Source organism: Paramicrobacterium chengjingii, assembly GCF_011751765.2.
Classification (GTDB): domain Bacteria; phylum Actinomycetota; class Actinomycetes; order Actinomycetales; family Microbacteriaceae; genus Paramicrobacterium; species Paramicrobacterium chengjingii.
The window spans coordinates 2215163-2234711 of record NZ_CP061169.1; the positions used below are offsets into that span (position 1 = coordinate 2215163).

The following is a 19549-nucleotide window of genomic DNA, read 5'->3' on the forward strand; positions in this document are numbered from 1 at the left end:
GATTTCTCACCCCAGTATTGGGGGAAAGGTGAGCATTCATCATTTCTGGTCGCAATCCACTGTCCTCGCCACCTTGTCTGTGCGGTGGGAGCATAGAGGTAGCGCCAGCTTCCGACGCTCTGAACGACCGAGGAGAAAAGCATGACCGAACTGCTGCCCGACTCTCTGCTCGAACGCATCCGCTCGAGAGCTGCTGGATTCGACCGGAAGAATGAATTCTTCGATGACGACCTCACCGAGCTCATTGACGCTGGCTACCTGACAGCATTTGTTCCGCGCGACCTCGATGGCCCAGGCTTGACGCTCATCGATGTGTCGCGACTGCAACGCCGCCTCGCCTCCGCCGCGCCCGCGACAGCATTGGCTATCAACATGCATCTGATCTGGACTGGAGTGGCGCGTCAGCTGCATGACCGCGGAGACTCGTCACTAGATTTCGTATTGTCGGGCGCAGCCCAGGGCGAAATCTACGCGTTCGGAATCAGCGAAGCGGGAAATGACCTTGTTCTCGTCGGCTCGAATTCAGAGGCACGGCCAGACGGCGAGGGAGGCTATTCGTTCTACGGAACGAAGATCTTCACATCGCTCGCTCCTGTGTGGACTGTGCTCGGCACGATGGGGCTCGACTCAACGTCCGATGATGCTCCCAAGGTCGTCTACGGGTTCGTGCGCCGCGAGGACGGGGGCTTCACGATCAAGGACGACTGGGACACCGTCGGCATGCGGGCGACGCAGAGCCGGACCACCGTGCTCGAAGGTGCGCACGCTTCGGCAGATGCTGTCGTGCGTCGACTTGCCCCGGGCCCCAACCCCGACCCGCTCATCTTCGGAATTTCCTCGAACTTCCAGCTTCTCGTTGCCAGCGTGTACACGGGCCTCGCAGAGCGCGCTCTTGAACTGGCGATCGACGCTGCGGCGAAGCGAACCTCGAAGCAGAACAACAACGCCCCCTACTCCGACGATCCGGTACTTCGCTGGAGGATTGCCGATGCTTGGATCGCCCTCGACGCCATACCCTCCCAGATAGAACGCACCGCGAGTGACATCGCTGAGGGCGTGGATCATGGCAGTCTCTGGTTTCCTAAGCTTTCTGCGGTGAAGGTGAGAGCAACCGAAACAGCCCGTTCCGTCGTCGATCAGGCGATCGCCGTTGCCGGCGGAGGAAGCTACTTTTCTCGCAGCGAGCTGGGACGCCTCTATCGCGATGTTCTCGCCGGAATGTTCCATCCCTCAAACTCGGATGCTGCGCACAAGGCTGCAGCGAATGGACTGCTCGGTCCGATAGCGGATGACTGACCGCGTGGAGACCTTGACCGTCAACGGGCGCCGACGCACGATAGTTCTATGAGCGACGAGGAAAGCACAGGTGGGGAGTCGGCGTGCTGGCTCAGTAAGGTGTGCGATGAGTGCGGCGCCCTCAATGAGGGCGACTCAGACACCTGCTGGCGCTGTGGAGCAGCCCGTCCGAAAGGCTGAACTCCGCAACACTATCTCCTCGACAGCATATGCGCAGGAATGCCGAACGACAGGCAGACAAGCAGAATTCCTGCGAAGAAGATTGCTGCTTGGAAAGCAGCAGCGTTGAAGGCAACACCGAAGAGGAAAAGCCCGACGACGAAACACAGGAACGAGATGATGAAGCCCATGCTGTTCATCATATCGGAGCTGAGACGAACGCGGTGCCACTCGGAACTTTAAGCCGACTTCCGGGATGAAATGTGTGACAAACTCTCTCAATCGCGGCATGATTGCTCCACTGCCACCTGGCACGCACACAATGTTGTTGCAGAGGAGATGAATCTCAATGTCATCGAATGCAGGAGATCACGGCGAACCTGAGGCCGAGTATTCGGCGCCCAGCGCTGATTCACCAGAAGGTCGAAAAACAATCAGGCGGGCGATTGGCGCATCCGCGATCGGAAACGCGACGGAATGGTATGACTACGGCGTCTACGCGGTCGCCGTCACCTACATCACAGCCAACTTCTTCCCCGGTGGAACCGTATGGGCACTGGCTACCTTCGCCATCTCATTCCTCGTGAGACCGCTCGGTGGTCTCGTTTGGGGGCCTCTCGGCGACCGACTGGGACGCAAAGCGGTTCTCGCATTGACAATCGTCATGATGGCCGGTTCAACGACGGTGATCGGTCTTCTGCCGAATGTCGATGTCATCGGGTTCTGGGCACCAGGACTCTTGATCTTCCTGCGCATGGTTCAAGGCTTTTCAACGGGCGGAGAGTATGGCGGCGCGGCAACGTTTATGGCCGAGTACTCCCCTGACAAGAAGCGCGGATTCTTCGGAAGTTTCCTCGAGTTCGGCACCCTCTTTGGTTTCGTCCTCGGAACGGCCTTCGTCTTGGTACTGAGCCTCATTCTTGGGGAAGACAACATGATGGCCTGGGGGTGGAGAATCCCCTTCCTCCTCGCTGCTCCCATGGGTCTCATCGGTGTGTACCTTCGCAGCAAAATGGAAGACACGCCCGTCTTCCGAGAGATGGAAGACACCCAGCAGCTCGAGCAGTCAGCGACAGGCGGCCTGAAAGATCTGGTGTTGCGGTACTGGCGCCCCCTGCTCGCGATGGGCGGCCTCGTCATCGCGTTGAACGTCACGAACTACACGTTGCTCACCTACATGCCCACGTATCTCGAGACGCAGATCAACTTAAGCAAGGACGGTTCACTGCTGCTGATCATCATCGGGGAATTGTGCATGATGGCGATCATTCCATTCTCCGGCAAGATCTCAGACAAGGTCGGGAGGCGTCCGATGTGGGCGGTGTCGCTGATCGGACTCATCGTCGCCGCCATACCGATGTACTTACTCATGGGAACGGGGTTCGCCGGCGCGCTGATCGGCTTCGCTGTGCTCGGCATCTTGTACGTGATCCAGCTATCGACGATTTCGGCGACGTTCCCCGCCATGTTCCCGACGCAGGTTCGATACGCCGGGTTCGCCATCACGTACAACGTAGCGACAGCACTGTTCGGCGGAACGGCACCGGCGGTGAACGAGGGGTTGATCGACGCAACGGGCAACTTGCTCATTCCGGCCTTTTACATGATGGCGGCCTGCGTCGTCGGCCTGATAGCGCTCAAATTCGTACCGGAGACAGCGGGAGCGTCCATTCGCGGTACAGAGATTCCCACAGCCGAGATTGCCATTGTCGGCGGGTCTGAAGGCTCTAAGGAATAAGAAGACGCAGCCGTGGCTCCGCTCGTGATTCGAGCGAAGCCACGGCCGTATTCATGTCCTATGCAGCACTCGCCACATGGTGCTGCTGCGCATGCACGACAAGCTCCCCGTCCGCAACGGTCACCTCAATGCCGTCGCCGTCTCGGAGACCGTCGCCAACGAGCAATCCGGCAATTCGATCGTCGACCTCACGCTGAATGAGCCGTTTCAGCGGGCGTGCGCCGAATTCCGGCTCATAGCCCTGCTCCGCAATCCAGTCGATGGCGGCGTCGTCGATGGCGAACCTGTGACCCTGCGCGACGACACGATTCTTTGTGTGCTCGATGAGAAGCCGCACAATGTCGCGCAGCTGCTCCGGCTCGAGCTTGCTGAAGAGCACGATCTCGTCGATTCGATTGAGGAATTCGGGTCGCATCGACTCGCGCAGCCGACCCATGACGCGCGCGCGAACGTCGACACTCTCGTGTCCGTCTGCTACGAACCCGATTGCGCCGCTCTTACTAGAGAGAAACTCCGAGCCGAGGTTCGATGTCATGATGATGACGGTGTTTCGGAAGTCGACAGTGCGTCCTTGACCGTCGGTGAGGCGACCGTCGTCGAGAACCTGAAGCAGCAGGTTGAAAACGTCGGGGTGCGCCTTCTCGACCTCGTCGAGAAGCACGACAGAGTAGGGGCGCCTGCGCACGCGTTCCGTGAGTTCCCCCGCCTCGTCGTAACCGACGTACCCCGGAGGGGCCCCGACGAGACGCGAAACCGTGTGGCGCTCGCTGAACTCGCTCATATCAAATCGCACCATGGCGTCGTCTGTGCCGAACAATGATGCGGCAAGCGACTTGGCAAGTTCCGTCTTGCCCACGCCAGTCGGGCCGAGAAAGAGAAAGCTTCCAACGGGTCGACGTTCGTCACCCATGCCGGTACGGCTGCGCCGAATGGCACGAGCCACCACCTCAACGGCATCTTTCTGACCGACCACACGCTCATGGAGTTCGTCGTCCAGCTGAGCCAGTCGTGCGCGATCGTCGTCGCTCACCCGATCAACGGGAATGCCTGTTGCCCTCGCGATCACGGCGGCGATATCGGTCCCGCCAATCGCCGGACGAGCGGTTCCCGCCGCGGTTTCGATCATCGACTCGGTCTCGGCGATCGAGTCTCGCACCTGTGATGCCAGTTCATAATCCTCACGCCCAACGGCATCGGCTTTCTCAGCATCCAGAGTGCTGAGTTTGTCGCGCAAAGCGTCAATATCGACGGCACCGCCATCGGCTAGGCGTTTGCGAGCGCCGGCCTGGTCAATCAGGTCAATGGCCTTGTCCGGAAGAAAACGGTCGGTGATGTAACGCGCCGAAAGCTCCACAGCAGATCGCAGCGCCTCCTGTGTGTAGGTCACGGCGTGAAACTGCTCGTATGCCGGTCTCAGCCCGTCGAGAATCTTCACGGTGTCGTCAATGCTCGGTTCGCCCACAACGACAGGCTGGAACCGACGCGAGAACGCTGCATCCTTCTCGATTGCACGGTACTCGGTCATCGTCGTTGCACCGATCAGGTGAAGATCGCCGCGGGCCAGTCGCGGTTTGAGAATGTTTCCGGCATCCATTCCGCCCTCACCGCCTCCACCGGCACCGACGACGGTGTGCAGCTCATCAATGAACACGATCAGTGTGTCTTGACGTTCGCTGATCTCGTCGAGCACTGTTGTGAGCCGCTCCTCGAAATCGCCGCGGTAGCGGGTTCCGCTCAGCATGGCCGCCACGTCGAGTTCAATGACCTGCTTACCGCGAAGCTGCACGGGCACATCGTCGGCAGCAATCTTCTGTGCAAGACCCTCGACAACAGCGGTCTTGCCGACACCCGCTTCCCCGATCAGCACAGGATTGTTCTTTGTGCGCCGCGAAAGAATCTCAACGGACTGCTCAATCTCGTCGTGACGCCCGATCACCGGATCAAGATGCCCTTCTCGCGCTTCTTCGGTCAGGTCACGCCCGAACTTCTCGAGCATGGGACTCTCGGATGCTGCAGAGCCGCCCTCCTCGCCTACAGCCTGCGCCGGACTCTGCCCATTGGCGACAGCCTGCAGCGCCGTTGGCGTCACTCCGGCCTTCTGCAGAATGCGTGCGGCGGGCGAATCCTCCCCCAGCACGAAAGCCAAGAACAGGTGCTCGGGGTCGACGTAGGTCGAGCCAAAGCCACGAGCCACTTGGTAAGCGTCGATCAGGAGACGCCGGGCTGATGGTGTCAGCGACGGAAGTTGCTCCGACCGTTCGTCCTGCGTCGCGGGCAGACCTTGCTCAGCCGCCATCGCCACGGCTGATGGATCGGCGCCGGTTCCCCGAATGGCGTCGGACGCAGGCGATTCCTCGGCCATCACACGCAGAATGTGAAGCGCATCAACCTCGTGGTGTCCGTGCTCCATGGCGAATCGTGCGGCGACGTTGAGCACCTCATGAGTCCGCCTGCTGAGGAGCCGGGTGATATCGATCGACCGGCTGGGCTGTGCAGCTTGCTGCCCCTGAAGGTAGCGAGCGAGAAACTCATCGAATGAGCGGGGATCCGAGCCGACGGGTCCGAAGTATTCAGCCAATGTGCTGACCTCCCGATAGAAACTTGAGTGCCTTTGACTCAATTTAACGCTGAGCACCGTCATTCATTCCCACTCTGGGAACCTTTTTCCCCCGCGGGCAGGGCAACGATAAACTGGAGGTTGCCTCGCGTCTGGCATCCCGGCGCTGGATCCCCGCACCTGCAGCCCCCAAGGAGGATGGTGACGACAACGCACACCTCAGATCGGCTGGGAACTGACGCCAGAATGGCCGCGCGGGCCGCCAGGCGTCGCGGACCACGCGCCTCGATCGCCCGCTATTACTCACTCACGAAACCGCGCGTCCTCTTAGCAAATGCCCTCACTGCTGTCGCCGGGTACTTTCTCGCGTCGGCGGGACGATTTGACCTCTGGGTGTTTGTCAGCCTGACCATCGGGAGCACCCTGATGATTGCCTCCGCGTGTGTTCTCAACAACGTTCTCGATCGCGACATCGATGCGATCATGCAGCGCACGCGGGCACGCGCGACGGTGAGCGGAAGCATCAGCGCTGTGCGGGCCGTCGTGTTCTCGATCATCCTCGGAGCCCTTGGCATGGCGTCACTCGCGATCGGCACAAACGGCGCCGTCATGCTTGCAGGTTCCATCGGCTTCGTCACGTACGTGGTGCTTTACGGGATGCTGTCGAAGCGCATGTCTGTCCACGGCACACTCGTCGGCAGTGTCTCCGGAGCGATCCCGATTCTGTCAGGCTACCTCGCCGCGTCGGAACGACTCGATGCCGGAGCGATCATCGCCTTTGCGATTCTCTTTCTGTGGCAAATGCCGGCCTTCTACTCGATCTCCATCTACCGTCGCGACGAGTACGCACGCGCAGGAATACCCGTGCTCTCTGTCGTCAGGGGCATCCGGGCCACGGTCGTTCAGATTCTGATCTACACAATTGCATTCGTTCTCGCCACGCTGCTTCTGCCACTCTCCGGCCTGGTCGGCATCGTGTATTCCGCAACCATGGCCGCCCTCGGCCTCGCGTGGATCTGGTTGGGCGCTCGTGGCCTGCGTGCCCGCAATCCTGAGATCTGGGCGCGGCAGATGTTTCGCTTCTCGATGATCATGGTGCTGGCCATATGCCTCATGGTCTCGGTGGGTCCGCTGCTGCCCTAAGTGATGATGCCGGCCGCACGGGCCGGTTCGGCATACGCCAGGGCAAGGCTCGAGACGGTCTCGTGCGCGTTGAGCCCGCTCGGGTTGGGGAGCACCCACAACTCTGCGCCAGCGATGGTCTCGTTCTGCCTGCCAGCTCGCGCTTTCGGGCGCGCGAATCCCTGTCGATACGCCGTGAGTCCCACGATCGCCACGACACGGGGCCTGAGTCGCGCAACGCGCTGTTCCAGCGCACGCGCACCGGCACGCAGTTCGGCGGACGAAAGCTCATCTGCCCGAATCGTCGCCCGATTGACAAGATTCGAAACGCCGAGCCCCGCATCCGTAAATCTCACCCGGTCGTCCGCATCAAAGCCCGCCGAGAACGTGTCGCCTGCGTCGAAGATCCCCGCTTCGCGGAGGGCGGGATAGAAGCGGTTTCCGGGGTGGGCGAACGGCGTCTGCGTCGCCGCAGTCCACAGTCCTGGATTGATGCCGACGAACAGCAATCGGATGCCGTCGCCGACGAGGTCTGGGATGGCGGCGTCTCGGAATGATTCGAGCGAGTCGCGATCAATCCCCATCCTCGTATTCTCGCGCACGCGGAAACGCCCATGCGAAATTCACACGCCCGCCCGTTCAGAGAGAACGAGGCACAATCGCATTATTGGTATTGATTCTCATTTTCATTATAGAATCGCGTCATGCTCCTGCACGACCACGAGATCGCGACAGCACAGCGGTCCCCTGATCCGCTCCCTCCTCGGCCGCGGACGCGCGCCGTGCGCATTGGATCCCCCATCGTCGCGTCGTTCGGACTGCTGCTGATCGCGTTGGTCGCCGTGTCCATCGGCCCTGTTTCACTCGCGCCCGGCACCGTGCTGCACGCACTCGGCGGACTCGTCGTGCCCTCCGACTCCGCGCCCGCGGCATCTGATCTTCTCGTCAGCGAGGTACGACTCCCCCGAGTCGTTCTCGCGGGCCTCGTGGGTGCCGGGCTCTCCGTCGCGGGAGCCGTCATGCAGGCACTCTTCCGCAATCCTCTCGCCGAACCGGGCATCACCGGGGTCTCCAGCGGTGCCACGGCGGCCGCCGTCATCGCCATTGTCACCGGAGTGAGCGCTCTTGCCTGGTGGATGCTGCCTCTCGCCGCCTTTGTCGGCGCCCTCGTCTGCACCGCCATCGTGCACGCGATCAGCAGCGTCAGCAGAGGGCGCAGCTCCACGATCATTCTCGTGGGCATCGCGGCCAATGCCTTCCTCGGCGCCCTCGTCTCCGCCGTGCTCGCCAATGCGTCAGACGCCGCAGATGTGCAGCGCGTCACATTTTGGCTGAACGGGGACCTCACTGCTGCGACCTGGAGTGACGTCGCCGTCGCCGCCGTCGGAATCCCACTCGTCGCGATCGTTCTGCTCGGCCTCGCTCGCTCCTTCGACCTCATGAGTCTCTCGGACACCCAGGCGGCCAGCACCGGCGTCAACGTCGGGCTGGTGCGGCAGTCGGCCCTCGCACTCGCCGCGCTTGTCACCGCGGCCGCCGTGTGTGTCACCGGCGTCATCTCGTTCGTCGGACTCGTCGTACCGCACCTTGTTCGGCTGCTCGTCGGGCCGCGACACGCACGCCTGATGTGGCTCTCTGCGCTCAGCGGAGCAGCGTTCCTGATCGTCGCCGATCTCATCGCCCGGATGCTGTTCACCCCCGTCGTGCTGCAAACGGGCACCGTCACCGCGTTCGTGGGTGCTCCTGCGCTTCTGCTCCTGGTGCTCCGATCACGGAGAAACCTGCAATGACGGCGCTCCACACGTCCGCCTCGCGTGCAGAGACGCAGCGCCGAGCCCTGATCGGCGACGACCTCACGGCCCAGTATGCGAAGCATCCGGTGTTCTCCGGGGTCTCCATCCGGCTGGAGCCGGCTGCCATTCACGCGATCATCGGCCCGAACGGAGCGGGTAAGACAACACTTCTTGCTACTCTCGCGGCGTTGCATCGGGGCGCGTCCGGCACTGTCACGATCGGCGAGGAACGGGTGGCCAGCCGCACAGCGCGCGAGCGCGCGCACATTCGCGCCCTCGTGCCGCAAGGGCATGATCGCCACTCGGGGTTCACCGTGCAGGAGCTCGTTGAGCTGGGACGATTTGCGCACAGACGTCCGTACTCATCACTTGATACGGACGACAGGCGAGCCGTCGACGCGGCACTCGCGCAGACCCGTCTCTCACCGCTGGCTGATCGACCGCTCGACACGCTCTCCGGCGGGCAACGTCAGCTTGCCTTCATCGCCAAGGCTCTGGCCCAGCGTTCCGAGTACCTGCTGCTCGACGAACCGCTGTCAGCTCTCGACCCGCGGCATCAGCTCGATGTGATGACGACGCTTCAGGGTTGTGCCTCTGAAGGTATCGGAATCGCTGTCGTTCTGCATGACCTCACACTGGCAGCGCGAATGAGCGACACGCTCACTGTCGTCGCCGGCGGACGCATCTACGCCAGCGGCAGCCCGGCAGAGGTTCTCACGCCCGAGATGCTCTCCGACGTCTACGGCGTCCGTGCCGCCGTGCGCATCGATCCCGACACGAAGACACCGGCAGTCACGCTCCTCGACGCGATACCGAGCTGACACAGCATCCGGTCACTTTCTCACCCCACCACCCGATACAGATAAGGAACGACACAGTGAATCACCGGATTACCCGGGCGGGCGTCGCCCTCTTAGCCCTTGCCGCGCTCGCTCTCTCAGCCTGCAGCGCACCGACGGAGGCCGCACCCGAGCCGTCGTCAGCGACCGACGCGTGGCCCCGCACGGTCACACTGGACGATCGCACGGTCACGATCGATGAGACACCGCAGCGCGTCGTCGCGCTGTCGACGGAGACAGGCGATATCGCCCTCGAGCTCATCGGCCACGAACGCGTCGCCGCCGTGTCCCACGGAAGCATCACCGATGGCGCGGGCAACCAGATCGCCGAGGCAGAGCTCGTCGAGACCGCGCTCCCCGCGGGAACGAACCCGGACCCCGAGCAGATTCTCGCGCTCGACCCGGATCTGGTGCTCATGACAAGCCGGCACGAGGGCGAGCAGGATGCCGCGAATGTGCTGTCGAAGGCGGGAGTTCCAGCGCTCATCTTCGATTCGTCTGATTTTGAGAGCATCGACGCCGTCATGGCCGCGGTCAAGACGATCGGAAGCGCCCTGGGGGCCGAATCGACTGCGTCAGACATTGTCTCGTCATTGACGAAGCGGCAGGAGCACGTCCTCGATGCGATTGCCGACGATCCGATCGACTCGACAGTTCTCCTGCTGATGTCCCGAGGTGGGCGCCAGTTCGTGCAATCCGCGTCGTCAACCATGTCCACGCTTGTCGAGCAGGCCGGCGGCACGGTCATCGGGGCATCCGACGGTGCCGTGCCCGCGGGTCCTGAATCGATCGTCGCTGCGAACCCCGACGTCATCATTGTCGAAGACTTCCAGGGCGCGGGACTCTCTCCGTTCTCCGAGCTGCTTGAGTCGGGTGCGCTCGCGGACGTCCCCGCGATCGCCGACGACGCGACGGTCACGGTGAGTGCCTCGATCGCCTCGGGCACGTCGGGGACGCGCACCGTCGAGGGACTCGAGGCCATCGCGTCGATCCTGCATCCCGATGCGGAACTGTGATGTCCGACGGCGCTGGCCCGTTTCTTCTGCTCGCCGTGGTCTGCGCACTCGGAACCGCCGGGTGCGCAGGCGTCGGGATCTCGCACGCACGCCGATAACGTGCGTGTGCTTATAGCATCCTCTCGCCGCTGTCCCCACAGCGCGCGCTCCGGACCCAGTCAGAGAACACACGATCTTGCGGCATAACGTGGCGTCGTGACGTTGAAATCGAAGCTGTTTTGGTCTGCCCTCTCCGGAATCGCAAGCGCCGCCGCCGGACTCGCAATCGCTGAAGTCATAGCACTGGTGATTGCTCCCCCGAGCAGTCCACTCGTCGCCGTCGGATCGTTGGTCATCGACCTCGCGCCCACATGGGCAAAAGACTTCGCCATCGCGGTCTTCGGAACGAACGACAAGCTCTTTCTTCTCACACTTATCGCCGTGCTCCTTGCGGCACTCGCTGCGGCAGCGGGCGTGCTCGAGCTCATCAAGGCGCCGTGGGGCCTCGTCGTTTTCGGTGTCATCGGCGGAATTGCCACAATCGCAGTGACGACTCGTGAGCAGTCGACGGCCTCGTGGGCAATTCCGTCCGTTGTCGGAATGATGGGCGCTGCGCTCATGCTCTACCGCATCGTTAGGAAGCTCAGCGTGTGGACCGCCAATGCGCAGACCGCAAAAGGCAAGGTCGAGCAGCGTGCGATCGGGGTGTCTCGACGCGACTTCTTCATCTATATCGCGAGTACCGCTGTTGGCGCTGCCGTCATCGGTGTCGGCGCGCGAGCTGTGAATGCCACGGCCATGGCGGCAACAGCCGTTCGCAAAGCCATCAAGCTCCCCGCCCCTGCAGTCGCTGCGCCGCCGATTCCGGAGGGTGCTGCACTCGATGTCGAGGGCATCACCCCGCTGATCACCCCGAATGCGGATTTTTACCGCATTGACACCGCGCTGCAAGTTCCCAGCGTCGACGCCAATGACTGGAGTCTGCGCGTGACGGGCATGGTCGAGAACCCCATTACGATCACCTTCGATGAGCTGCTCGATCTGCCGCTCACCGAGAAGAATCTCACCCTCATGTGCGTCTCGAACGAGATCGGCGGCAATCTCACGGGCAATGCCACCTGGCTCGGCTACCCGATTCACGAAATCCTGAAGCGCGCGAAGCCTCAGGCTGGCGCAGATATGGTGCTCTCACACAGCATCGACGGTTTCACCGCGGGCACACCACTTGAGATTCTGCAGGAGGAGGATCGCGACTGCTTCCTTGCAGTGGGTATGAATGGCGAACCGCTGCCACCGGAGCACGGCTTTCCGGTTCGCATGGTCGTCCCTGGACTCTACGGGTATGTCTCGGCAACCAAGTGGGTGGTGGAGCTTGAGCTGACGACATACGACCGTTCTCGCGCGTATTGGACAGATCGCGGCTGGTCAGCGAAGGGGCCTGTCAAGACCTGTTCGCGCATCGATGTGCCAACGGGGCTTCAGACCCTCGACAAGGGAAAGGTTCCGATCGCGGGCATTGCGTGGGCTCAACACACGGGAATCGATGGTGTCGAGGTGCGTGTTGACGACGGAGAATGGATGCCGGCTCGCCTCGCCAATCCGATCTCCGACGACACCTGGGTGCAGTGGGTCTTCGACTGGGATGCCCCCTCGGGCACCCACGTCATCGAAGCTCGTGCCACGGACAAGAGCGGAACAATCCAGAGCGGTGAGTTCGCGCCGGTCGCACCGAACGGTGCGGAAGGGTGGCACGCCATCCGGCTCGAGGTCGCCTAGGAGTACTTTCTCCCACGTCAGAGGCTGAGCGCGTCCAGCTCCGGCTGACCGGTCAGGATGCAGAACTCGTTGCCCTCTGGATCGGCAAGAACAACCCACCCTGTCCCATCCGGGCGAATGAAATCGGCAATATGAGTGGCGCCAAGGGCCCGTACTCGATTCACTTCGGTTTCACGACTGACGTCGGTTGGCCTCATGTCAAAATGGAGACGGTTCTTCACGGTCTTCGCTTCAGGCACTTCGATGAACAGCACCGTGCTCGTGCCGTCGGACGAGGAGATCATGCACTCCTCGTGACCCGGCAGGTTCGGGTCCTCGGAGTCTTCGCTGTAGCCGAGAACCTCACTCCACCAGCGCGACTGTTCATAAGCATTGCGTGAATCAACAGAGGTGTGCGAAATTCTGAGTGTCATATCTCGACACCCTGCCACACGTTCCGATCGAAGACGAGGACTTAAGGCACCAACCAAGAACTCACTTTCTACCGCTGCATGCTCAGCACATCAGGTGTTCTGAACGTCCTGCTCGGGACGCTGGCGCCCCTCGTCGCTCACCGGATCTGCGCCGGCCCCACCGAGATCGGTGTGGCCAAAGGCATCCGGCATCTTCAGACCAAAGCCGAGTGTGCGGTCAACACCAACATGGAAAGCCCAGGCGCAGGCGAGGACTCCCGAAATCGTTGTAGCGACCGGAAACGAGTGCTGCGTTACGAGCGCAATCAGCGCTAGAACGAGAGGCCATGCGTAGTTGTGGATGAGGTTGTACGAGACCGCCCCCGCTGCGGTTGACCGCACGTATCCCAGCATCGAGAGATCGAACACGACAAATGCGGCGAGGATGACCCACCACCAGGCCGGATACAGCACCACGACCGCAACGACGGCGAGCAGAGCCACGGCTCCAGCCTCGATCCGTTGAATAATGTGGATCTGTCTCATGGCGCCTCCACCGCTCAGTGCGACATCGTGTCGCGTTTATGAGAATGGCTGATTCTCCAGACAAGCCTCCCGACCGAGAGTACGCCTGTATCGCATCATCCCGCCCATGAGTTTTGGTCGCGAGAGCGCGCGGCCCCGGAATACGAGTACAGAGATGAGAACTTAACGTACGTGACCATCGCATAGGGCGAAAGTTGGGCTGCTATCACTTCAGCGACGTCGCTCCGAGCTCCAGCTCAGACGCAAGGGCGGCAGCAGCCGCTGACAGCCGCCGGTTCGCTGAGCATGCCAGATGCGCGGTCCAGATGATTGCAGGCTCGACGTCGAGGGCGACGAGCCGCTGGTCCGTTTGGACTCCTGATTCCGGGACAAACGTCACGCCGAGCCCTTCACGTGCCAGAGCCTGCCCCAGCGCGAAGTCGATAGTCTCGGTCTGGACGGCGCGACGCAGTCCGGCGCTCGCAAAGGCTTCGTCGACCAAAGTGCGGTTGCCCCAGCCCACCGGCGAGTCGATAAAGGTCTCGTCTGCGATCTGGTCGAGCCGAACCGTCTCGAGTTCTGCCAGCGGATGAGACACTGCGCACACAAAGCGGAGCGGCTCGCTGTCCAGATACGTCATGCGCATCCCGGGAATCGTCGCGGTCGCGGTGGCGACAATCGCGAGGTCGAGGTCGCCTCGGCGCAACGCATCGAGATGGCCGCGCGACCCTTCCGTCGACGTATTCGCACGCACGACGACGGACGGGTATTTGTGCTGAAACGATGCGAGACGAGTCGCCATGTCGAACGCCCCGAAGCGATACATCATGCCAAGGTTGACTGTTCCTGTGACCTGACCGCGGGTTGCGGCGACCGCCGCCGTGGCTGCTTCGATCGCGGCAAGCACATCGCGCGCACGGGGCAGGAGAGCCGCGCCTTCGGGAGTCACGGAGATTTTGCGACCACGGTTGAACAGTCGGCAGCCTAACTCATGTTCGAGCTGCTGCACGGCGGTGGACACGGCCGACTGCACAGTGCGCACCCGACGGGCGCCCGCCGTAAAGCTGCCCATCTCGGCCACGGCGACGAAGTACTCAAGTTGGCGCGGTTGCATCCCACTATCCTGGCACCACCTATCGCGAATCACGATACGGCTAATCGAAACAATTCGTTGGACATGATGTATCGCGAGTCGCAGGATCGAGTTGTGGTCAGCTCACACAGCTTTCCGCCACGATATGCAGTCCGGTGCCCTGTGGCACCTGTACCCCAAAAGGAAGCACTATGGCATACACACCGTTGACAGCCGACAACAGCGCGATGGTCCTGATCGACCACGAAGTCGGTTTCTCAAACCTGATCGGATCCCACACGATCGACGACAATCTCAATGGCGCTCTCGCCCTGGCCAAGACCGCGAAGCTCTTTGAGCTGCCCATGGTCGTGACGAGCGGGCCCGAGGAAGCGGCTGCGGGCCCGCTGTACCCGGAGCTCCAGGAAGTGCTCGGAGACCATCCTGTCGTCTACCGGGACCCGGTCTTCGACGCATTCGACAACGCGGAGTTCACCGCGGCTGTCGAGGCAACGGGGCGCAAAAAGCTGGTCATGGCTGGCATCCAGACGGATGTTTGCCTCGCACTCACGGCCTTGACCGCACTCAACAAGGGTTACGAGGTGTACGCGGTCGTCGATGCTTCCGCAGCCACCACAAAGGAGACCCACGACTACGCAATGCAGCGGATGATCCAGGCCGGTGCCATTCCCGTCAATTGGCTTGCTGTCGGTGCCGAACTGCTTCGCGGTTGGGTGGACCAGCCGCTCGCACCGGCGTTCGGCGAGATCGTCTACCAGCACCTCCCTTCTTGGAAGCACCTGGGTACGCATGCGGCATCCATTCGGAAGCTCGCGACGCAATAAGACCTTCTGCTATGACGAGGCGGCCGACGGAACCTCGCCGGCCGCCTCGTTCTGCACGGCGGGTGAAGCACCGGCGAGATCCTCGCAACCAACACCATCAACCCCACCAGAAGCTACTGGCGCAACAACGAAAAAGAGTCCGACCGAGGGCCAGGCTCCTCCTCATAAGTGTCAACTATGTCGCGACTCAGACGTCATCTATGTCCCGACTCAAGACACGGTGGACCTAGGGGGATTCGAACCCCCGACCTCCTCATTGCGAACGAGGCGCGCTACCAACTGCGCCATAGGCCCGTGGACGACTACGAGATTATCACGTCACGGCGCCCACAACTGACACGAGGATGCGGCGGACTAGCCCGCGGCCATTCGGCGACGCAGTAAGTCGGCGGCGAGAATCTCGCCCTCGTCAACGACACCCATTGACGCATACGGAGATACTTCGGCTGGCTGCTCCTGCGCGGCACGCTGTTCATCCCTGGCTGCGCGATGTTCGTTGATCGAAGCCGCCTGCGGCTGCCGCTCGGATGCCTTCTGCGCCATCGCCTCGGCAATCGCTGCCTCCCGGAGTCGTGCGCGCGACGCCTCTGCAGCGAGTGTGGCTGCTGCAACCGAACCCTGCGAGAGATGAAGCGGCTTCGGCAACGAGGTCGGCGTCCACGTGCGTTCGCTCGTCGCCTTTTCTTCGTCTGACAAATCTGCATCGAAGATCTCGCGTTCGGCCGGACGCGCCATCTGCGGCACAGTCGCCGTCTGCGTCACACGTGAGCCAACGGTCGCCATACGGCTGAGCAGTGCGACCGAGACGATGACTCCCCCAACAGCAATTCCTGGCAGCATCCACGCACCCGTCGACACGGCCGTGATACCGGTTAGGGTGGCGGTGATGGCGCTGGCCACTAAGAAAAGCGTTGTAGCAAGACGTGTACGCCTTCGAGAACGCATGAGCCTGGTCTTCGCGCGTGCACGAGCCTGCTCGGCTGCCGCACGCTCTGTCGCCTCAGCGGCCTGAGCACGAGCTCGTGCGGCTGCTGCTCGAGCATCTGCCTTTGCACGGAGCGCCGTTGCCTGCGACTCGACACGGGCTGTCTCGATTGCCGCGCGACTTTCTGCCTTGCGTGCCGCGGCTCGTTCGGCCTCGATGCGCTTGAGTCGTTTCTGCTGCGCGGCAACTTCCCGAGCGGTCGCTTCGAAACGAACTTCGTCTGGCATCTCAGAGGTTTCGGCGAGAATGCGAAGGGTCTGCTGCAGCCTGACCGAATTGCGCTCAGCAGACATGTACTCGTGTCGACGCACCCACGTGGGAATGAGGTAGACGAGCCAGAGCACAGCCGCAATCGCGAAGACAATCCCTCCGCTGAGAACTCCACCGCCAGCCATGCCACCCAGGCTACGTGGCAGATCAGAGCTAGGCCGTCATTGGCTCGGTGTGTCCCGTCAGCTTCGCGTCAGCGATTCGGATACGTGCGCATCGGCATCCCCGCAGCTCGTCGGTCGGCATCGGGAATCGCGCACGCATCCGGCGCGACCCGGTGAGAGAGCCAGCGGGAGAGGATCGGCTCATTCAGTTCCTCTCGCACGAGCGCGAAACAGAAATGGTCGGCCCAGTCTCCGTTGATATGGATATACCGGCGCCGCAGCCCTTCGTACCGAAACCCAAGCTTCTCGACAACGCGAAGGCTCGCGCCATTCGACGGACGAATGCAGATCTCCATGCGATGCAGACCAAGCCTTTCGAAGCAATAGTCTGTGATGAGTGCTACGCCGGTCGGCGTCACATCGCGCCCAGCAAATCGCTCAGCCACCCAGTATCCGAGCGTCGCCGACGAGACGGAGCCATATGTGATTCCCGAAACGTTGAGCTGGCCGGCAAATTCACCGTCGTACTGCATCACCAACGGCAGACCAGTGCCCTGTCTCGACTGGGCAAGAAGCGACCGGATGCTTCCACGCACGTCGAAGTGCCCGTTGCCGTAGGGATTCGATGCTTCCCACGCGCGCAACCAGCTTCGATTGCCGAGCAGCTCACGCTCGAGCACCTTCGCATCGCGCACCTTGATCGGGCGCAACCCGATTCGCCCGTGCTCAAGCGTCGGAAGCGGAGCCACCATCGGTCATTCTTTCTGCCGTCACCGGCACCAGAGCGAGCGTCAGTCGAGGTCGGACGCGAAGTCTTTGAGCCACGGCTTCAGCGCCGGACCAAGGTCATCGCGATCCATGGCCAGCTGCACAATCGCCTTGATGTAGTCGAGGCGATCGCCGGTGTCGTAGCGGCGCCCGCGGAAAATCACTCCGTACACCCCTCCCGCAACGTCATCGTCAGCGGCCATCTCCTGAAGTGCGTCAGTAAGCTGAATCTCGCCCCCCTTGCCTGGCTCGGTGTGCTCGAGAATGTCAAACACCTCGGGCTTCAGCACATAGCGACCAATGATGGCAAGGTTTGACGGCGCGTCTTCTTTCGCCGGTTTCTCGACTAGACCCGTCACCTTCACAACATCCGGATCGTCCGTCTTCTCAACCTGCGCTGCACCGTACAGATGAATCTGGTCTGGGTCGACCTCCATGAGCGCGATGATCGTGGCATCGCGCTTCTCCTGCTCAGCGATCATCGTGCTCAGCAAGGGGTCTCGCGCGTCGATGAGGTCGTCACCGAGCAGAACAGCGAATGGCTCGTTGTTGACGTGTGCGCGAGCGCGCGCGACAGCATGACCGAGCCCCTTCGGGTCTCCCTGACGCAGGTAGTAGATATCGGCGAGTTCCTGCGATTTCACGACACGCTCGAGCTTCTGGGTGTCGCCCTTCTTCTGAAGGTTGAGCTCCAGCTCGGTCACGCGGTCGAAGTGATTGCTGATCGCGTTCTTGTTGCGGCCGATGATCATCAGAACGTCGGTGAGATCTGCACTCACGGACTCTTCGACGACGTACTGGATCGCAGGCTTATCCACAACGGGGAGCATCTCTTTCGGAAGAGCCTTCGTTGCCGGCAGGAAACGAGTGCCCAGACCGGCTGCAGGAATCACGGCTTTTCGAACTCTTGCTGTCATGGATCTAGAGTAACCGCCCAGCGGGCCCTCCGGGCCTCGTTACCGAACGCAACACGTCCATCCACCTAGAATTGGGGCCATGCCCAGCGCACCAGAGAACGAGAAGAGTGAGTTGCGTGCCCGGCTTCGCCACCGTCGCAAGCACCTGACGACAGCAGAGGCTCATGAGGCAGGTCAGGGTCTCCAGCAGAACTTGGGAGTGCTCGTAACACGACTCGGAGCACTGTCGGTGTCGTGCTATCTCTCCACACCGACAGAGCCAAGCACACGTCCGTTCATCGACTGGGCGCTGGCGAGCGGCATCCGCATTCTCTTTCCAATCAGCCGCGACGACGGCCTGCTCGATTGGGCGGCCGGAGGCCAGGGCGGCGAGACGACCGGCCTGTGGGGAATATCGGAGCCCGATGGAGAACGGCTCGGCCCTCTCGCGGTGAGCGAGGTCGACTTGATCATCGTTCCGGCCAGCGCCGTTGATGCTCAGGGAACCCGGCTAGGATGGGGTCGCGGCTATTTCGACAAGACCCTCAGCTCGCTGGAGAAACGTCCACCGGTGTATGCAGTGGTCTTCGACAACGAGGTACTACCGGAGGTACCGAAGGAAGCTCATGATCAGCCGGTCAACGGCGTCGTGACTCCGTGCCGCATCCTGGACTTCTCGTGTGACTGAAAGACCATGCCCACTTACTCCTATCGTTGCACGGCGTGCGATAACGCCTTCGACATTCACCAGCAGTTCGCTGACGCCTCACTGACGGAGTGCTCGTCGTGCGGAGGTCAACTGCGCAAAGTGTTCGGCAATCTCGGCGTTACGTTTAACGGCACGGGTTTTTACCGAAATGACTCCCGATCGGCCTCAAAGCCGGTATCGTCATCCTCAGCATCGGAATCTGGGGGAACAACCTCCGGAACATAACGAGGGGGAATACCGTGCTCAAGGGGTTCAAAGAATTCATCATGCGCGGCAATGTCATGGACCTTGCCGTCGCCGTTGTCATTGGCGCAGCGTTCACCGCCGTGGTCACCGCACTCGTCGACAACCTGATCAATCCGCTCGTCGGAGTGCTGTTCAACGCCGAGAGCCTTGAAAAGTCCCTGATCGTCGAACTCGCCGGGGCGCAGTTCAAGTTCGGTGCCATCATCGCGGCAGTCATCAGCTTCCTGATCATCGCCGCAGTCGTCTACTTCGTCTTCGTCCTGCCGGTCAATAAGCTCCGTGAGCACGCTGAGGCACGCCGCAATGCCGGCGTCGTCGATGAAGACAGTCCCATTACAGAAATCGATGTTCTGACGGAAATCCGCGATCTTCTGAAAGACACAGATAAGGACAAGGACTCAGGAAAGCACGTCTGACGCTGACGTTGATACCTGTTGCCGCGGTCTGAGGGCCGCGGCAACA

The 19549-nt window shown here is 61.7% G+C and carries 20 protein-coding genes and 1 tRNA gene; 11 read left to right on the forward strand and 10 right to left on the reverse strand.

What is annotated here, in order from left to right:
• Nucleotides 1-141: 141 nt before the first annotated feature.
• Nucleotides 142-1296 (forward strand): acyl-CoA dehydrogenase family protein, encoded by a 1155-nt coding sequence (locus tag HCR76_RS10785; protein WP_166992210.1) that lies wholly within the window; start codon nucleotides 142-144, stop codon nucleotides 1294-1296.
• A 191-nt stretch (nucleotides 1297-1487) separates the two neighbouring features.
• Here HCR76_RS10785 and HCR76_RS10790 read toward each other — a convergent pair whose 3' ends face one another.
• Nucleotides 1488-1646 (reverse strand): hypothetical protein, encoded by a 159-nt coding sequence (locus tag HCR76_RS10790; protein ID WP_166991822.1) that lies wholly within the window; start codon nucleotides 1644-1646, stop codon nucleotides 1488-1490.
• 158 nt (nucleotides 1647-1804) lie between these two features.
• Between HCR76_RS10790 and HCR76_RS10795 the strand changes: the two genes are divergently transcribed.
• Nucleotides 1805-3193, forward strand: a complete 1389-nt coding sequence (locus HCR76_RS10795) for an MFS transporter (RefSeq protein WP_166992207.1) — start codon at nucleotides 1805-1807, stop codon at nucleotides 3191-3193.
• A 58-nt stretch (nucleotides 3194-3251) separates the two neighbouring features.
• Here HCR76_RS10795 and HCR76_RS10800 read toward each other — a convergent pair whose 3' ends face one another.
• Nucleotides 3252-5771, reverse strand: coding sequence for an ATP-dependent Clp protease ATP-binding subunit (locus HCR76_RS10800; protein WP_198248039.1), 2520 nt, complete (start codon nucleotides 5769-5771; stop codon nucleotides 3252-3254).
• A 177-nt stretch (nucleotides 5772-5948) separates the two neighbouring features.
• Between HCR76_RS10800 and cyoE the strand changes: the two genes are divergently transcribed.
• Nucleotides 5949-6893, forward strand: coding sequence for a heme o synthase (gene cyoE / locus HCR76_RS10805; RefSeq protein WP_166992201.1), 945 nt, complete (start codon nucleotides 5949-5951; stop codon nucleotides 6891-6893).
• Here cyoE and HCR76_RS10810 read toward each other — a convergent pair.
• Nucleotides 6890-7456, reverse strand: a complete 567-nt coding sequence (locus tag HCR76_RS10810) for a mismatch-specific DNA-glycosylase (RefSeq protein ID WP_166992198.1) — start codon at nucleotides 7454-7456, stop codon at nucleotides 6890-6892. The two genes, cyoE and HCR76_RS10810, sit on opposite strands and share 4 nt — an antisense overlap.
• 120 nt (nucleotides 7457-7576) lie before the next feature.
• On the opposite strand from HCR76_RS10810, the gene HCR76_RS10815 reads away from it, so the two are divergent.
• From HCR76_RS10815 to HCR76_RS10830, 4 genes are all read left to right on the forward strand, one after another.
• Nucleotides 7577-8662, forward strand: a complete 1086-nt coding sequence (locus HCR76_RS10815) for a FecCD family ABC transporter permease (RefSeq protein ID WP_166992195.1) — start codon at nucleotides 7577-7579, stop codon at nucleotides 8660-8662.
• Complete coding sequence (locus HCR76_RS10820) at nucleotides 8659-9486, forward strand: ABC transporter ATP-binding protein (protein WP_166992192.1); 828 nt, start codon at nucleotides 8659-8661, stop codon at nucleotides 9484-9486. Before HCR76_RS10815 ends, HCR76_RS10820 begins: the two co-directional genes overlap by 4 nt.
• 56 nt (nucleotides 9487-9542) lie before the next feature.
• The gene (locus HCR76_RS10825) at nucleotides 9543-10520 is read left to right on the forward strand and encodes an ABC transporter substrate-binding protein (protein WP_166992189.1); all 978 of its coding nucleotides are present in this window, start codon (nucleotides 9543-9545) and stop codon (nucleotides 10518-10520) included.
• A 195-nt stretch (nucleotides 10521-10715) separates the two neighbouring features.
• Complete coding sequence (locus HCR76_RS10830) at nucleotides 10716-12275, forward strand: molybdopterin-dependent oxidoreductase (RefSeq protein ID WP_166992187.1); 1560 nt, start codon at nucleotides 10716-10718, stop codon at nucleotides 12273-12275.
• A gap of 17 nt (nucleotides 12276-12292) precedes the next feature.
• On the opposite strand, the gene HCR76_RS10835 is transcribed toward HCR76_RS10830, so the two are convergent.
• From HCR76_RS10835 to HCR76_RS10845, 3 genes are all read right to left on the reverse strand, one after another.
• Nucleotides 12293-12688: a VOC family protein gene (locus HCR76_RS10835; protein WP_166992184.1), complete on the reverse strand. Its 396-nt coding sequence runs from the start codon at nucleotides 12686-12688 to the stop codon at nucleotides 12293-12295.
• A gap of 90 nt (nucleotides 12689-12778) precedes the next feature.
• Nucleotides 12779-13213 (reverse strand): DUF4260 family protein, encoded by a 435-nt coding sequence (locus HCR76_RS10840; RefSeq protein ID WP_166992181.1) that lies wholly within the window; start codon nucleotides 13211-13213, stop codon nucleotides 12779-12781.
• Nucleotides 13214-13418: 205 nt separating this feature from the next.
• A complete protein-coding gene (locus HCR76_RS10845; protein WP_166992178.1) occupies nucleotides 13419-14306 on the reverse strand; it encodes a LysR family transcriptional regulator in 888 nt (295 codons plus the stop codon).
• Between the two features lie 170 nt (nucleotides 14307-14476).
• On the opposite strand from HCR76_RS10845, the gene HCR76_RS10850 reads away from it, so the two are divergent.
• Nucleotides 14477-15109 carry an isochorismatase family protein gene (locus tag HCR76_RS10850; RefSeq protein ID WP_166992175.1) on the forward strand — a complete coding sequence of 211 codons (633 nt, stop codon included), beginning with the start codon at nucleotides 14477-14479 and terminating at the stop codon, nucleotides 15107-15109.
• Between the two features lie 221 nt (nucleotides 15110-15330).
• On the opposite strand, the gene HCR76_RS10855 is transcribed toward HCR76_RS10850, so the two are convergent.
• The 4 genes from HCR76_RS10855 to galU form a co-directional block, all read right to left on the reverse strand.
• Nucleotides 15331-15403 (reverse strand) — tRNA-Ala (locus tag HCR76_RS10855).
• Between the two features lie 60 nt (nucleotides 15404-15463).
• Nucleotides 15464-16489, reverse strand: a complete 1026-nt coding sequence (locus HCR76_RS10860; RefSeq protein ID WP_166992172.1) for a large exoprotein — start codon at nucleotides 16487-16489, stop codon at nucleotides 15464-15466.
• A gap of 68 nt (nucleotides 16490-16557) precedes the next feature.
• Entirely contained in the window at nucleotides 16558-17220 is a 663-nt protein-coding gene (locus HCR76_RS10865; protein WP_166992169.1) for a GNAT family N-acetyltransferase, read from the reverse strand.
• 39 nt (nucleotides 17221-17259) lie between these two features.
• Nucleotides 17260-18153, reverse strand: a complete 894-nt coding sequence (gene galU, locus HCR76_RS10870) for a UTP--glucose-1-phosphate uridylyltransferase GalU (protein ID WP_166992166.1) — start codon at nucleotides 18151-18153, stop codon at nucleotides 17260-17262.
• A 79-nt stretch (nucleotides 18154-18232) separates the two neighbouring features.
• On the opposite strand from galU, the gene HCR76_RS10875 reads away from it, so the two are divergent.
• From HCR76_RS10875 to mscL, 3 genes are read left to right on the forward strand one after another with little or no spacing between them, the layout of a single operon-like run.
• Nucleotides 18233-18820: a 5-formyltetrahydrofolate cyclo-ligase gene (locus HCR76_RS10875; protein WP_166992163.1), complete on the forward strand. Its 588-nt coding sequence runs from the start codon at nucleotides 18233-18235 to the stop codon at nucleotides 18818-18820.
• A 6-nt stretch (nucleotides 18821-18826) separates the two neighbouring features.
• A complete protein-coding gene (locus HCR76_RS10880; protein ID WP_166992160.1) occupies nucleotides 18827-19066 on the forward strand; it encodes an FmdB family zinc ribbon protein in 240 nt (79 codons plus the stop codon).
• A gap of 14 nt (nucleotides 19067-19080) precedes the next feature.
• A complete protein-coding gene (gene mscL, locus HCR76_RS10885; RefSeq protein WP_166992157.1) occupies nucleotides 19081-19503 on the forward strand; it encodes a large-conductance mechanosensitive channel protein MscL in 423 nt (140 codons plus the stop codon).
• Nucleotides 19504-19549 lie beyond the last annotated feature (46 nt).

Coding starts and splice junctions, on each gene's coding strand:
- HCR76_RS10785 (WP_166992210.1), top strand. CDS start 142: ATGACCGAACTGCTGCCCGACTCTCTGCTCGAACGCATCCGCTCGAGA.
- HCR76_RS10790 (WP_166991822.1), bottom strand. CDS start 1,646: ATGGGCTTCATCATCTCGTTCCTGTGTTTCGTCGTCGGGCTTTTCCTC.
- HCR76_RS10795 (WP_166992207.1), top strand. CDS start 1,805: ATGTCATCGAATGCAGGAGATCACGGCGAACCTGAGGCCGAGTATTCG.
- cyoE (WP_166992201.1), top strand. CDS start 5,949: ATGGTGACGACAACGCACACCTCAGATCGGCTGGGAACTGACGCCAGA.
- HCR76_RS10810 (WP_166992198.1), bottom strand. CDS start 7,456: ATGGGGATTGATCGCGACTCGCTCGAATCATTCCGAGACGCCGCCATC.
- HCR76_RS10815 (WP_166992195.1), top strand. CDS start 7,577: ATGCTCCTGCACGACCACGAGATCGCGACAGCACAGCGGTCCCCTGAT.
- HCR76_RS10820 (WP_166992192.1), top strand. CDS start 8,659: ATGACGGCGCTCCACACGTCCGCCTCGCGTGCAGAGACGCAGCGCCGA.
- HCR76_RS10835 (WP_166992184.1), bottom strand. CDS start 12,688: ATGACACTCAGAATTTCGCACACCTCTGTTGATTCACGCAATGCTTAT.
- HCR76_RS10840 (WP_166992181.1), bottom strand. CDS start 13,213: ATGAGACAGATCCACATTATTCAACGGATCGAGGCTGGAGCCGTGGCT.
- HCR76_RS10845 (WP_166992178.1), bottom strand. CDS start 14,306: ATGCAACCGCGCCAACTTGAGTACTTCGTCGCCGTGGCCGAGATGGGC.
- HCR76_RS10850 (WP_166992175.1), top strand. CDS start 14,477: ATGGCATACACACCGTTGACAGCCGACAACAGCGCGATGGTCCTGATC.
- HCR76_RS10860 (WP_166992172.1), bottom strand. CDS start 16,489: ATGGCTGGCGGTGGAGTTCTCAGCGGAGGGATTGTCTTCGCGATTGCG.
- HCR76_RS10865 (WP_166992169.1), bottom strand. CDS start 17,220: ATGGTGGCTCCGCTTCCGACGCTTGAGCACGGGCGAATCGGGTTGCGC.
- galU (WP_166992166.1), bottom strand. CDS start 18,153: ATGACAGCAAGAGTTCGAAAAGCCGTGATTCCTGCAGCCGGTCTGGGC.
- HCR76_RS10875 (WP_166992163.1), top strand. CDS start 18,233: ATGCCCAGCGCACCAGAGAACGAGAAGAGTGAGTTGCGTGCCCGGCTT.
- HCR76_RS10880 (WP_166992160.1), top strand. CDS start 18,827: ATGCCCACTTACTCCTATCGTTGCACGGCGTGCGATAACGCCTTCGAC.